The sequence below is a fragment of the Actinoalloteichus fjordicus genome (assembly GCF_001941625.1).
Taxonomy (GTDB): domain Bacteria; phylum Actinomycetota; class Actinomycetes; order Mycobacteriales; family Pseudonocardiaceae; genus Actinoalloteichus_A; species Actinoalloteichus_A fjordicus.
Genome location: NZ_CP016076.1, coordinates 6,088,363 through 6,100,978 on the forward strand (window position 1 = coordinate 6,088,363; position 12,616 = coordinate 6,100,978).

General features: G+C 71.0%; 10 protein-coding genes. 4 read left to right on the forward strand and 6 right to left on the reverse strand.

What is annotated here, in order from left to right; genetic code table 11:
- Nucleotides 1-209 precede the first annotated feature (209 nt).
- Nucleotides 210-1,307: a D-alanine--D-alanine ligase family protein gene (locus tag UA74_RS25980; protein WP_075742574.1), complete on the reverse strand. Its 1,098-nt coding sequence runs from the start codon at nt 1,305-1,307 to the stop codon at nt 210-212.
- A gap of 264 nt (nt 1,308-1,571) precedes the next feature.
- Nucleotides 1,572-3,026: an aminotransferase-like domain-containing protein gene (locus UA74_RS25985; RefSeq protein ID WP_075744243.1), complete on the reverse strand. Its 1,455-nt coding sequence runs from the start codon at nt 3,024-3,026 to the stop codon at nt 1,572-1,574.
- Between the two features lie 69 nt (nt 3,027-3,095).
- On the opposite strand from UA74_RS25985, the gene UA74_RS33830 reads away from it, so the two are divergent.
- Entirely contained in the window at nt 3,096-3,782 is a 687-nt protein-coding gene (locus UA74_RS33830; RefSeq protein ID WP_075742575.1) for a pyridoxamine 5'-phosphate oxidase family protein, read from the forward strand.
- Nucleotides 3,783-3,902: 120 nt separating this feature from the next.
- On the opposite strand, the gene UA74_RS25995 is transcribed toward UA74_RS33830, so the two are convergent.
- The 4 genes from UA74_RS25995 to UA74_RS26010 all read right to left on the reverse strand — a co-directional run bounded on the left by UA74_RS25995 (nt 3,903) and on the right by UA74_RS26010 (nt 8,031).
- Nucleotides 3,903-4,400 (reverse strand): cysteine dioxygenase, encoded by a 498-nt coding sequence (locus tag UA74_RS25995; protein WP_075744244.1) that lies wholly within the window; start codon nt 4,398-4,400, stop codon nt 3,903-3,905.
- A gap of 604 nt (nt 4,401-5,004) precedes the next feature.
- Nucleotides 5,005-6,147: a cystathionine gamma-lyase gene (locus UA74_RS26000; protein WP_075742576.1), complete on the reverse strand. Its 1,143-nt coding sequence runs from the start codon at nt 6,145-6,147 to the stop codon at nt 5,005-5,007.
- Nucleotides 6,144-7,157, reverse strand: coding sequence for an NAD(P)H-dependent glycerol-3-phosphate dehydrogenase (locus UA74_RS26005; RefSeq protein ID WP_404799952.1), 1,014 nt, complete (start codon nt 7,155-7,157; stop codon nt 6,144-6,146). The genes UA74_RS26000 and UA74_RS26005 overlap by 4 nt, the downstream gene beginning before the upstream one ends.
- Nucleotides 7,158-7,251: 94 nt before the next feature.
- A complete protein-coding gene (locus UA74_RS26010; RefSeq protein WP_232237460.1) occupies nt 7,252-8,031 on the reverse strand; it encodes a lysophospholipid acyltransferase family protein in 780 nt (259 codons plus the stop codon).
- A gap of 298 nt (nt 8,032-8,329) precedes the next feature.
- Here UA74_RS26010 and cofC point away from each other — a divergent pair, with 298 nt between their 5' ends.
- The 3 genes from cofC (at nt 8,330) to UA74_RS26025 (ending at nt 12,431) form a co-directional block, all read left to right on the forward strand.
- Complete coding sequence (cofC, locus tag UA74_RS26015; protein ID WP_075742578.1) at nt 8,330-8,992, forward strand: 2-phospho-L-lactate guanylyltransferase; 663 nt, start codon at nt 8,330-8,332, stop codon at nt 8,990-8,992.
- Between the two features lie 181 nt (nt 8,993-9,173).
- Nucleotides 9,174-11,423, forward strand: coding sequence for an RNA degradosome polyphosphate kinase (locus UA74_RS26020; protein ID WP_075742579.1), 2,250 nt, complete (start codon nt 9,174-9,176; stop codon nt 11,421-11,423).
- 48 nt (nt 11,424-11,471) lie between these two features.
- The gene (locus tag UA74_RS26025) at nt 11,472-12,431 is read left to right on the forward strand and encodes an NUDIX hydrolase (RefSeq protein WP_075742580.1); all 960 of its coding nucleotides are present in this window, start codon (nt 11,472-11,474) and stop codon (nt 12,429-12,431) included.
- The last annotated feature ends 185 nt before the right edge of the window (nt 12,432-12,616 follow it).

The following is a 12,616-nucleotide window of genomic DNA, read 5'->3' on the forward strand; positions in this document are numbered from 1 at the left end:
ATTCCGCAGCCGCCTGTCGATGCCTGTTCTACCTCAGCCCCCGTCAGGGCCAGACCACGTATGCGGGGCCGACGTCGAGGACTTCGACCACGGACACGTCGGCACGGAGCCATCCCCGCGTGCGCGGGGCCGACATCCCGACCTGCATGGTCTTCAGCCGTGAAGCCCGCCTACCACCACGCGATACAGGTCCCGTCCACGGTCGACGCTCAGCGCAGCCCGGTGCCCCTGGCCAGCGCCGTCTGGACGAGAGTGTCGAGCAGAGACGGGTAGTCCGTGCCGGTCACCGCCCACATCTTCGGGTACATCGAGATCGGGGTGAAACCGGGCATCGTGTTGACCTCGTTGACGATCAGCTCGCCGGACTCGGTGACGAAGAAGTCCACTCGCGCCAGTCCCTGGCAGTCCAGCGCCTCGAAGGCGGTGATCGCCTGGGCGCGCAGCTGCTCGGTGACGTCGTCGTCGAGCTTCGCGGGGATGTCGATCTCGCAGAACTCGTCCAGGTACTTGGCGTCGAAGTCGTACCAGTCGACCGAGCCGTCGACCACCCGGATCTCCGAGGGCAGCGAGGCCTCGACGCGCCCGTCGGGGAACTCCAGCACGCCGCACTCGATCTCGCGGCCGACCACCGCGCTCTCGATGATGACCTTCGGGTCCGTCTGTCGCGCGAGGTCGATCGCGGCGGGCAGCTGCGCCCAGTCGGTCACCTTGCTGATGCCGATCGAGGAGCCTGCCCGCGCGGGCTTGACGAAGACGGGCAGGCCCAGCGTCTCCCGCTGCACCGCACTCAACGTCTCCTGCCCCCGACGCAGCACCTCGTAACGGCCCACGCCCAGACCGGCGGCACCGAGCAGCTTCTTGGCGAATTCCTTGTCCATCGCGGTGGCGCTGGCCAGCACGCCGGGCCCCACATAGGGCAGGCCCGCCATCTCCAGCAGGCCTTGGATCGTGCCGTCCTCGCCGTAGGCGCCGTGCAGCACGGGGAACACGACGTCGACACCGCTCAGCGCCTCGCCTGCCTGCCCCGGCTCCAGTGAGACCAGGTTGTTGCTCGTCGGGTCGGCGGGCAGCACCAGTGCCGCCGCCGAGGAGTCCACGGCGGGCAGAACACGGTCGCGGATCTCCAGCTCGCGGACGTCGGAAGTACCGACGACCCAACGGCCCTCCTGGCTGATGCCCACCGGCACGACCTCGTACCGCTGCGGGTCGAGGTGGGCCAGCACGCTGGCGGCAGACGAGCACGAGATGGCGTGTTCCGAGCTCCGCCCGCCGAAGACAACCGCCACTCGCGTTCTCCGTTCCGTCATGCTGCGTGACCCTACCGGCAGAGTTACTCCCTCGATCGGCGCAGCGGCGGGCGTCCCCGGGTTTCCGCTGTCCCAACACACTCGATGTGACGAATTCGGCGCAGTAGCGGACATTCCGGTTGCCTTCGCGCGCTGAACCGTCGCGTCCGACGGCGAGAAGCCGGGCAGGCAGGCCGCCCGAATCGGCGACCGTCTCGAACGCTGCGTGCGCGGCCACCCACCTGAACGACGAGCAGTCACCCGTTCCGGTCAGACTCGCTCTGCTCACCCGGCATCCGACCCGGCAGGCCGCCTCGCCTCCCCCGCGAACAAGTCGACGATCTCGGGCAGCGCCGCATCGAACTCCGCAGGCGAGCAGGCGGCATAGCCCAGCGGCACCCCGAAGAGCCTCGGCGTGCCCTGGTAATGCCGGGCCAGCCCGTCGATCAGCAGTCCCGCCGCCTCCGCCTTCGCCGCCACCCGCCGTTCCGCCGCCGCCGAGGCCAGCGGAATCACCACGTGCGCACCCGCCTCGTCGCCGAGCACCTCGATGCCCTGGTCACCGAGTGCCTGCACCAGCCGAAGCCGCCGGGCCGCGAGCTCCCGTCGCATTCGGCGCAGATGCCTGCCGAGGTCGCCGTGCCGCGCCAGTTCGACGAAGACCCGCTGGCCGGCGGCGGGCGGTCCCGCGCCGGCCAGGTCGCGGTACTCCTGGACGGCACCGAGCACCCGGCCGGGAGCGACCATCCAGCCTGCGCCGAGGGTCGGGGTGAGGATCTTGCTGGTGGTACCGAGGTGCACTACGACGTCGGGGCCGAGAACCACCAACAGCGGCAGCGGCGCCACGTCGAACCGCAGCTCGCCGTCGTAGTCGTCCTCGATGATCAGAAAGTCCTGCTCGCGCGCCCGCCGGACCAGCGCCACCCGCCGCTCGGCAGGCAGCCTGCCGCCCAGGGGGTACTGGTGAGCGGGCGAGCAGTAGACGGCCTGGATGCCCGTCGGGATCTCGTCCACGAGGAGCCCGTCGGCGTCCACCGGCGCGGGGAGCACCTCGATGCCGCCCGCACGGAGTGCGCCGACCGCCCGCTGATAGCCGGGGTCCTCCACCGCGACCCGGTCCCCCGGTCGCAGCACCGAGGAGGCCAGTTCCGCCACGGCGGCGGTGGTGCCCGCCGTCGCCAGCACCGCATCGGCGGGCGACGGACCGGGGTCGTCGGGGCGGTCGACGACCGCGAGCCCTCGGTGCCGCAGCAGATGCTCGACGATCACCGTCCGGTACTCCGGCAGTCCCGCCCGCTGCGGTCGGATCAACGGCGGTGCGTCGGCGGCCACCCGCCAGGCCCGCCGCCAGGCCGCCCGGTCCAGCCCGTGCACCCACGGGGCACCCGGTGTGAGGTCCAGCAGGCGGCGGTCACCGGTCCGAGGTCGCGGCGCGGGCTCGGCGGGCCGGACCGCACCGGGCGGGCTGGTGGTCACGAAGGTCCCGGAACCGTGCCGACCCACGATCCAGCCCTCGGCATGCAGCTGTTCGTACGCCGCCGCAGTCACGGTCCTGCTGACCTGGAGATACCCGGCCAGGCCGCGCGTGGACGGCAGCCGGTCGCCCGCCCGCAGCACGCCGGAGGCGGCCGAGGCGCGCAGCGCGTCGGCGAGCTGCACGGCCAGCGGGATCGCCGCCGACCGGTCCAACTCGATCGGGATCTCGCTGATCGGCCCGCCGCGAGGTCGGGAGGCGTTCATCAAGTGGCCCTTCAGAATCACCGACGATTGGCACTTATCTAATGCCACTGATGGCGGCACGCTGAGCACATGACCGATGTGGCACAACCGGCACAGGCACAGCCGGAGGCACCGTTGTCCCCCACCGACCGCAGCACCATACGACGAGGCAGGGTGCGCGCCAGGACGGCGCGAGCAGAGCTGCACGAGATCCTCGATGCGGGCCTGATCTGCCACCTCGGCCTGACCACCGACTCCGGACCGCTCGTGCTGCCCACCTGCTACGGCCGCGACGGCGACACCCTCTACCTGCACGGCTCGACCGGCGCGGCGAGTCTGCGGAGCCTCGCGGGTGGGGCGCCCGCCTGCGTGACGGTGACACATCTCGACGGCATCGTGTACGCGCGATCGGTCTTCCACCATTCGGCGAACTACCGGTCGGCCGTGATTCAGGGCGTGGCCGTGCCGGTGCTCGACGACGCGGACCGGCGTCACGCGCTGCGCGTGGTGACCGAACAGCTGGCCCCGGGTTCCTGGGACGGCGGCGCTCGGCTGCCGACCGAGCGGGAGATGGCGGCGACGCTGGTGCTCGCCCTGGACCTCGGCGAAGCGTCGGTCAAGGTGCGCACCGGGCCGCCCGGCGACGACGAGGAGGACGTGGCGGCCGACGAGCACTGGGCCGGGGTGCTGCCGTTGAACCAGACCTGGGGCCACCCCGAACCGTGTCCACTACTGCCTGCCGGGACGCCGATCCCCGAGCGAGTCAGCGGGCGCTGACCCGCCCGGCACCCGATTCACCACGCCCCGCATGGCGGGTGGAACGCCGGCTTCTCCGGGATCGAGGTCGGCGACGCCACCGGCTCGACAAGCAGCGCGGGCGGCGACAGACCGAACGGCCTACCAGCGGCGTCGCCCGGTGTGGCGCAGGCCCTCGGTCGCGTCGAACTCGTACTCGTTCATCTCACGCCGTTCCCGGCGGTAGACGTGCACGCTGACCGCCGGGTCCGGGCCCTCGTTGACGACCTCGTGCACGTAGTCCGGCCCGAAGACGCGGGAGGAGCCCGCCGCCAGCGGCTGGACGACCTCGATGCGGCCGCCTCGGCTGTCCTGCCTGGCCACCCGCTCGGTCAGCACCCCGTTGACCACCGTGAACGCCCCGACGGCGCCGCCGTGATCATGCAGCCGGGTGCGCTGGCCGGGCAGCCAGCTCAGCAGCCAGACCTCGTGATGCTCGGTACGGGACAACAGGCCGGACCACCGCTGGTCCGGGTCGTAACGCAGCAGCGGAGCCCACTGCTCACGTTCGGCGGCGGTCGCCATCGCGACGCGCACGGGATGCGTCAAGGCGTGCTGCGTCGACGGTGCGGCGATGGTGTTCGGAGGCACGGCGAACATGATCGATCCTCGGATGGGGTGGGTGCGGCGGACCGCGCGAGGCAGCACGGTGATCGTGGCCGAACGCCGAGCGCGGCAGGTCAGAAGGGGACGCTCACCACAGACAACAGTGCGCGCGCACGACCGAACGGAGGATGGAACCCCTCGCGGCGTGATCAGAATGCGCGGACATGCCTCGACCGTATGGCTCCCGAACGCGACCCGTCAACCGCCGACCGGCCCTTGAGACCCGATGCCACCCGACCAGGTGGTCTTCGGTGACGAAACGTGGTCACCGGATGGTTCACCTAGCACAGCGACCGCGTCCGGCCCGCCGCCACCACCGGTCGCCCTGCGGCTCCAGTCGACCGAGGAGGACTCGACGGCTGCCCTGTCTCACTCCGCCCGCCTGGGACACCGGATACGCCGGGAGCCGGGCCGACCGGGCAGCCCGAGTACGCCGAGCGGAGACACCGGACACCGGACGGCCGGGCGACCACGGCCCCGCCCCGCGTTCACTTCCCTGGCCCGCGTCCCCACAACCGACGAACCCGCCGCCCTCCGAAGCCCCGAGGAACACCGGACCACAGCAGCCCCACGCCGGAGCGACCAGCGGGAAGGACCGTCACCGCACGCAGGAGTCCAGGGCGGCCAGCACGTCGGCCACCAGATCGGCGGCGTCCTCACAACCCGAGGAGAACCGCACGAAGCCCGGCGCGACCGGATCGCCCCAGCGAGCCCGGCGGTCCACGGTCGAGTGCACCCCGCCGAAGCTGGTCGCCTCCACGACGAGCCTGCTCGCCGCCACGAACCGGGAGAAGGTCGCCTCGTCGGCCAGCTCGAAGGACAGCACGCCGCCGAAGCGACGCATCTGACGCCGGGCCGTCTCGTGGGCGGCGTCGCCCGCCGAACCGGGCCAGCGCAGCCCCCGCACCGCCGGATGGTCCCGCAGCGCCGCTGTCAGCGCGGCGGCGTTCTCGGCCTGCCTGGCCAGCCGCAGATCCAAGGTGCTCAGGCTCCGATAGGCCAGCCACGCCTCGAACGGACCGGGGATCGCACCGCCCAGCGTGCGGGCCTCGCGCAGCCTGCGGGCCAGCGCCGCATCCGCCGTCGAGACGTGGCCGAGCAGCAGATCGCTGTGCCCGCTGAGCGCCTTGGCATCGCTGGCGACGACGACGTCCGCCCCGAGGGCGAGCGGCCGCTGCCCCAGCGGGCTGGCCGTGGTGTTGTCCACCGCTACCACCGCGCCCGCCGTGTGGGCACGGGCGCTCAGTTCGGCGATGTCGCAGACGTCCAGGCCCGGATTAGACGGGGTCTCCAGCAGCACGAGCGCCGCACCGTCGAACACGTCGTCGTCCCACGGCCCGGCGGTGGGCACCGCTCGCACCGTGACGCCGCGCGGCACCAGCTCCGACTCCGCGAAGGCCCTGGTCGCGTAGTAGCCGTCCGAGGGCAGCACCAGGGCCCCTCGCCCCGAGGCGTCTCGCAGGAGTGCCGAGATCGCCGCCATCCCCGAGGGGAACAGCACGCACTCGCCGCCGTCGAGTTCGCCGATCGCCGACTCCAGCCGTCGCCAGGTCGGGTTGCCTGCACGCCCGTAGAAGTCGGCCTCCTCGGCCAGGCCCGCATCCGTATCGGGCCGGGCGTCCGCCAGATGGAACGGCGCGGCGAGCACCGGTCCAGGAGTCAGCGGGGAGCCCTTCGACGGCGCGGTCTCCCCCGCGTGCACGCAGCGGGTCCCGTCGCCCCAGTCGGGATCGAGACTCATGACCACTCCGCCTTCCTGGCCCTGCCGAGCAGCTCGGCCGCCATCACCCTGGGCGACAGCGCCTCGTGACAGACCCGGTAGACGCTGTCGGTGATCGGCATCTCCACGCCGTGTCTGGCGCCCAGTTCCCGGATCGAGGCACAGGATTTCACGCCCTCCGCCACCTGCCCGTTCGCCGCCGCCTGCGCCTCGGCGATGCTGTCGCCCCGCCCGATCCTGGCCCCGAAGGTGCGATTGCGGGACAGCGGCGAGGAGCAGGTGGCAACCAGGTCGCCGAGGCCCGCCAGGCCCGCGAAGGTCAGCGGGTCGGCGCCGAGCGCGGCACCGAGCCGTGCGGTCTCGGCGAGTCCCCTGGTGATCAGGGTGGCCGTGGTGTTGTCGCCGAAGCCGAGTCCGTCGGCCATGCCGCAGGCGAGTCCGATGACGTTCTTGCACGCTCCGCCCAGTTCGCAGCCGATCACGTCGACGTTGGTGTAGGGCCGGAAGTAGCGGGTGGAACAGGCGTGTTGCAGAGCCTCGGCCCGCCGCTCGTCGGTGCAGGCGATGACCGTGGCGGTGGGCTGTTCGGCGCCGACCTCCTTGGCCAGGTTCGGGCCGGACACGACGGCCACCTGATCGGCGGGGACCTCCGCCACCTCGGCGATGACCTCGCTCATCCGCTTCAGACTGCCCAGTTCCACGCCCTTCGCCGTACTGACCAGCGTCGCTCCGGCCGGCAGGAGCGGGCGCCACGCCGCCAGATTGGTGCGCAGCGTCTGACTCGGCACCGCCAGCACGACCGCGTCGGCGTCGGCCAGCGCTGCGGCGGCGTCGCTGGTGGCGGTCAGGTTCATCGGCAGGGTCACGTCGGGGAGGTAGTCGGAGTTACGGTGCAGCCGGGTGATCTCCTCGGCGACCGTCTGCCTGCGCGACCACAGCACCACGTCGCGGCCGGCGTCCGCGATGACCTTGGCAAACGCGGTGCCCCAGGAACCGGAGCCCAGTACTGCCACCCGTCGGATCGACTCCACCGAACACCACTCCTCGCATCAGCGCCGAACTGTTCGAACCCGCCGATCGACCCGGCGGGCTGGGGCGGGTCTCGGCGGAGACTCGCCGAAAGACTCAAGACTCCGGACGGTCGAGGTCGCCGTGCTCGGGACGGACCCGGCCGCGATGCAGAAAGAAGGTCGAGGGCGCCGTCTCCTGTCTGACCTCCGCGAGGAGATCGCGGACCGAGCCCATCACCGTCTCGGTCACCTCGCGCAACAGTGCGGTGTCGCGCGGACGGTCCTGAAACGCGGTGAGGTCCAACGGCTCGCCGACCCGCACCCGCACCGGCTTCCGGCCGATGGGGCGGAATCTGCGCTTCGTGTAGTCGAAGATGTGCTGCGTTCCCCAGTTCACCGCCGGGATGACGGGGACGCCGCCTTCCAGCGCCAGCCTGGCCACCCCGGTCCTGGAGTGCATCGGCCACAGCTCCGGATCTCTGGTGACCGTGCCCTCCGGGTAGATGACGACGATCTTCCCCTCGTGCAGGGCGGCCAGTGCGGCGTCGAGACTGCGCTGTGCCTCGCCGCTGCCCCGGTAGACCGGAATCTGGCCGGTGCTGCGCATCAGCGTGCCGACGACGGGCACCTTCCAGAGGCTGTGCTTGGCCATGAAACGCGGCACGCGCCTGCTGCTGTGCACGAGGGCGGCGTCGTAGACGGGGTCGATCTCGGAGATGTGGTTGAAGACCAGCAGCGCCCCGCCGGTGGCGGGAATCCGCTCGCGGCCCTCGAGGCTGCGGCGGCCGGCCATCCGGCTGAAGGGGTGGAACACCGACGCGGCGAAGGAGACCCAGATGCCGCCCTTCTCCCGGCGTCGCGCCACACCGGTCCGTTCTGCGTCTGGGCTGGTCACCGCAGTCCTCCTGGCTGGTGTGACGGGGATCGGAATCGGCTTAGAGCCTGTTTTTGATCCCCACTTTCGGAGTTGCGCGGGGCCAGCGCGGCGATCTGCGGCGTTGTCGTCAGTCAACATAACTCCGTTATGTCTCCTTCCTCCGCCTTGCAGCTCATCCACGCTGATCCCCGCTCACGACTCCAGGGGGACCAAAACAGGCTCTCAGAGTCTTACCGAGTCCTCGTCAGGGCCCACATCGGGGTCCGCAGGCGGGTCCGGCCGCCCGCCTCGCGGCGGGATCGAGCAGGATGGGGGTGTGGGCACCGGAGTAGACCTGCTGGTCCCGGTCAAGATGCTTCACTCGGCGAAGTCCCGACTCCTCGGGGCGGCTGACGGCGGCGTCGGAGACCGAGCCAGGCACGCACAGTTGGTGGTGGCGTTGCTCTTGGACACCATGTCGGCGGCGCGAGGCGCTGACGGGGTGCGCAGGGTCATCGCGGTGACCTCGGACCTGGTGGTCTCGGCTGCCGTGCTCGCCGAGGGGCACACGGTGCTCGCGGAGCCGCCGGAGGGCGGGCTGAACACCGCACTCCGACACGGCAGCGAGCAGCTGCTCGCGGCCGATTCCTCGGTGCGAGTCGGCGCGCTACAGGCCGATCTGCCCGCGCTGCGCTCCGACGACCTGGCCGAGGCACTGGTCGAGGCGGGAGCGGGACGCGCCTTCTGCGCCGACCGGCAGGGCACCGGCACGACGATGCTGATCGCGGCGTCCGGTTCGCCGCTGCGCCCCGAGTTCGGCGTGGGCTCGGCCGCCCGGCATGCCGGGTCGGGTGCGGCGCCGCTGGCGGGCCGACGTCCGACGCTGCGCTGCGACGTCGACACCGAGGACGATCTTCGCGAGGCGGCGAGGCTGGGACTCGGCGAGCACACCAGGGCGGTGCTGGCCGCGCGCTGCCACCGGGACCGCCACGCCTGCTGACGACGACGTTCCCACCCGTTCGACTGACCCCGGTCCCATCCGACGGTCGTCGGCCTGGCACGGGCCGACGACCGCCGCAGGCAGGACATCATTCGGACGGGGCGCAATGGGCCGTTCTTCACCTCTTGTTGGTGCGTGAGGACACACCGAACGAACCGGATCTGGGCGACAATGGGGTGTTGTGAGCACCCCATCGAGCGGCGAACGGCAGTCTCGTCAACGCAACCCGAGGCCTGCGCGGCGTGGCAGGCCGTCGGCGACGGCCTCGGCGAGCGTCCCGCTCCCCGAGGGGCTTCGCGGCTATCCGCAGGCGCCGCCCGCCGCCACCGCGGCGGCTCCGACGGTCGACGATCTGCCCGAGAACCGCTATCTCAATCGGGAGCTGTCCTGGCTGGACTTCAACGCCAGAGTGCTCGCGCTCGCCGAGGACTCGTCGCAGCCGCTGTTGGAGCGCACCAAGTTCCTCTCGATCTTCGCCTCCAATCTGGACGAGTTCTACATGGTCCGGGTGGCGGGACTGAAGCGTCGAGACGAGACGGGGCTGTCCGTGCGCAGCGCCGACGGGCTCTCCCCGAGGGAACAGCTCGCCAGGATCGCACTGCGCACCCAGGAACTGGCCGAACAGCACGCGAAGGCCTTCCTCGAGGACGTCCGACCCGCCTTGGAGAAGGCCGCCGTGCTCGTCCTGACCTGGGACGATCTGACGTCCGACGACCGGAGTCGACTGTCGGAGTACTTCACGGAGCAGGTCTTCCCCGTGCTCACCCCACTCGCCGTCGACCCGGCCCACCCGTTCCCCTACATCTCCGGCCTCTCGCTGAATCTCGCGGTCACCGTGCGCGACCCGCAGGGCGGCACGCCCCGCTTCGCGCGGGTGAAGGTGCCGGACAACGTGCCTCGGCTGGTGCCGGTGCCTCAGGGTCGTTCGTCGGACACGGCGACCAAGAACCGCTCGTCGGACACGGTCGCCTTCCTGCCGCTGGAAGAGCTGATCGCCGCACACCTCGACAACCTCTTCGCAGGCATGGAGGTGATCGAGCATCACGTCTTCCGGGTGACGCGCAACGCGGACCTGGAGGTCGAGGAGGACCGGGACGAGGACCTGCTCCAGGCGATGGAACGGGAGCTGGCCCGGCGCAGGTTCGGTCCCCCCGTCCGGCTCGAGGTCGCCGACACCATGAGCGAGCACATGCTCGAACTGCTGCTGCGGGAGATGGACGTCGATCCCGGCGATGTCGTGGAGCTGCCGGGCCTGCTCGACCTGTCCTGTCTGTGGCAGCTCTACGCGGTGGACCGGCCGCAGCTCAAGGCGGCGCCGTTCGTTCCTGCGACACATCCCGCCTTCGGCGAGGGCGAGACTCCCAAGAGTGTCTTCGCCACGCTGCGGGACGGCGACATCCTGGTCCACCACCCCTACGACTCGTTCTCGACGAGCGTGCAGCGGTTCGTGGAACAGGCGGCGGCGGACCCGAAGGTCCTGGCCATCAAGCAGACGTTGTACCGCACCTCGGGCGACTCGCCGATCGTGGACGCGCTGATCGACGCGGCCGAGGCGGGCAAGCAGGTCGTGGCGTTGGTCGAGGTGAAGGCGCGGTTCGACGAGCAGGCCAACATCAAGTGGGCGCGGGCGCTGGAGCGGGCAGGCGTCCACGTCGTCTACGGACTGGTCGGGCTCAAGACGCACTGCAAGACGGCACTGGTGGTCCGGCAGGAAGGCTCGACGATCCGCCGGTACTGCCACATCGGCACCGGCAACTACCACCCCAAGACAGCCAGGATCTACGAGGACATCGGCCTGTTCACCGCCGAGCCGTCCATCGGGGCCGACCTCACCGACCTCTTCAACGTCCTGACCGGATACGCCAGGCAGAACACTTATCGCAGCATCCTGGTCGCGCCGTACGGCATCCGACGGGGAATCGTGGAGCGCATCGAGGGTGAGATCGATCGGGCCCTGCGCGGCGAGTCGGCAGGCATCCGATTCAAGGTGAACTCGCTGGTCGACGAACAGGTCATCGACGCCTTGTACCGCGCTTCGCGCGTCGGGGTGCCGGTGGAGATTGTGGTCAGGGGCATCTGCGCGCTCAAGCCCGGCATGCCGGGAGTGTCCGAGAACATCCGCGTCCGCTCCATTCTCGGCCGCTTCCTGGAGCACTCGCGCATCTTCCACTTCGTGGGCGCCGAGGAGCACTGGATCGGCAGCGCGGACATGATGCACCGCAATCTGGACCGGCGGATCGAGGTCCAGGTTCGGGTCACCGATCCTGTGCTGGTGGCCGAGCTCGACGCGATGTTCCGTTCGGCGCTCGACCCCGCCACCCGCTGCTGGGTGCTGGGGCAGGACGGCGTGTGGTCGCCGTCCCCCCGGCTCGGCGACGAGGTCCGCGACCATCAGACGGAGCTGCTGCGCACGCACGGGGCCAAGGACTGAAAGCGGTCTCGACGGGCATTCGCCGACTCGGATCGGGGTGGGGGCACGATGGCTGCTGCGACAGACGAGGACGTCAGGACCACGAAGCACGTCAGAGCCGCAGGCGTGGTCCTGTGGCGCGCAGGCGGCGGGCCTGCGGCGGAGCGCGAGGTGGCGCTGGTGCACCGACCCCGATACGACGACTGGTCGCTGCCCAAGGGCAAGGCGGAGCCGGGCGAGACCCGGCACGCCACGGCCGTCCGCGAGACCACCGAGGAGACGGGAATCCGACCAGTGCTGGACCGGCTGCTCGGCGAGGTGAGCTACACGCTGCCCGCCACCGCCGTGGACGGCCCGCTGCGCAAGACGGTGACCTACTACGCGGCCAGGCAGGTGACCGACACGGTCGACCGGGCGACCGACGACGAGGTCGACCAGGTCTGCTGGTTCCCGCCTGCCGAGGCCGCCGACCGACTCACCTACCCCCACGACCGCGTCATCCTGCGTCGTTTCGGCGAGCTGAACGGCGACTCCCGAACGATCCTGCTCGTCCGGCACGCGAAGGCGGGCAGCCGCACCAAGTGGTCCCAGCCGGACGAGCTGCGGCCGCTGAGCCGGTCGGGGAGACGCCAGGCCGCCGCGCTGGACGGGTTGCTGCCGCTGTTCGGCCCGGACCGGGTGTACTCGGCGCCGAGGACTCGATGCAGGCAGACGGTGTCGCAGACTGCCGCGGCGCTGGGCCTGGCCGTCCACGACGAGCCGGTGCTGAGTGAGGAGGCCTACGCGGACGACCCTCGGCGGACGCAGCGGCGAATCGCGGAGATGCTCGACGACTCCACGACGACCCTGGTGTGCAGTCAGGGTGCCGTGATCCCCGGCCTGGTCCGGTGGTTCGCCGACCAGGCGGGCGAGCAGGCGGCGACCGAGGACCCGCCGAGCAAGAAGGGCAGTCTGTGGGTGCTGTCCTTCCATCCGACCCGCCCGGTCCTGCTCGGCAGCGAGTATCTGGCGAGCGCGGAGGACTGGTGACTGCCGGACTCGACGCGGCGGCGGCGGGACCGCAGGCGAAGGCGGTCCAGAAGGCTCCGAAGACCGGTTAGGAGCGCCGAGCCGCGAGGCCTGCGGGGCGTCGCTCGCGACACGGGATGGGTGGCCTGCTCGGGGGAGACGAATCGGACCCGCCGATCGACGCGGTATCCGTCCTGACGGACCCG

Bases quoted from the DNA above. Each gene is read 5' to 3' on its own strand.
- UA74_RS25980 (WP_075742574.1), bottom strand. From the start codon at position 1,307: ATGACGGAACGGAGAACGCGAGTGGCGGTTGTCTTCGGCGGGCGGAGC.
- UA74_RS25985 (WP_075744243.1), bottom strand. From the start codon at position 3,026: ATGAACGCCTCCCGACCTCGCGGCGGGCCGATCAGCGAGATCCCGATC.
- UA74_RS33830 (WP_075742575.1), top strand. From the start codon at position 3,096: ATGACCGATGTGGCACAACCGGCACAGGCACAGCCGGAGGCACCGTTG.
- UA74_RS25995 (WP_075744244.1), bottom strand. From the start codon at position 4,400: ATGTTCGCCGTGCCTCCGAACACCATCGCCGCACCGTCGACGCAGCAC.
- UA74_RS26000 (WP_075742576.1), bottom strand. From the start codon at position 6,147: ATGAGTCTCGATCCCGACTGGGGCGACGGGACCCGCTGCGTGCACGCG.
- UA74_RS26025 (WP_075742580.1), top strand. From the start codon at position 11,472: ATGGCTGCTGCGACAGACGAGGACGTCAGGACCACGAAGCACGTCAGA.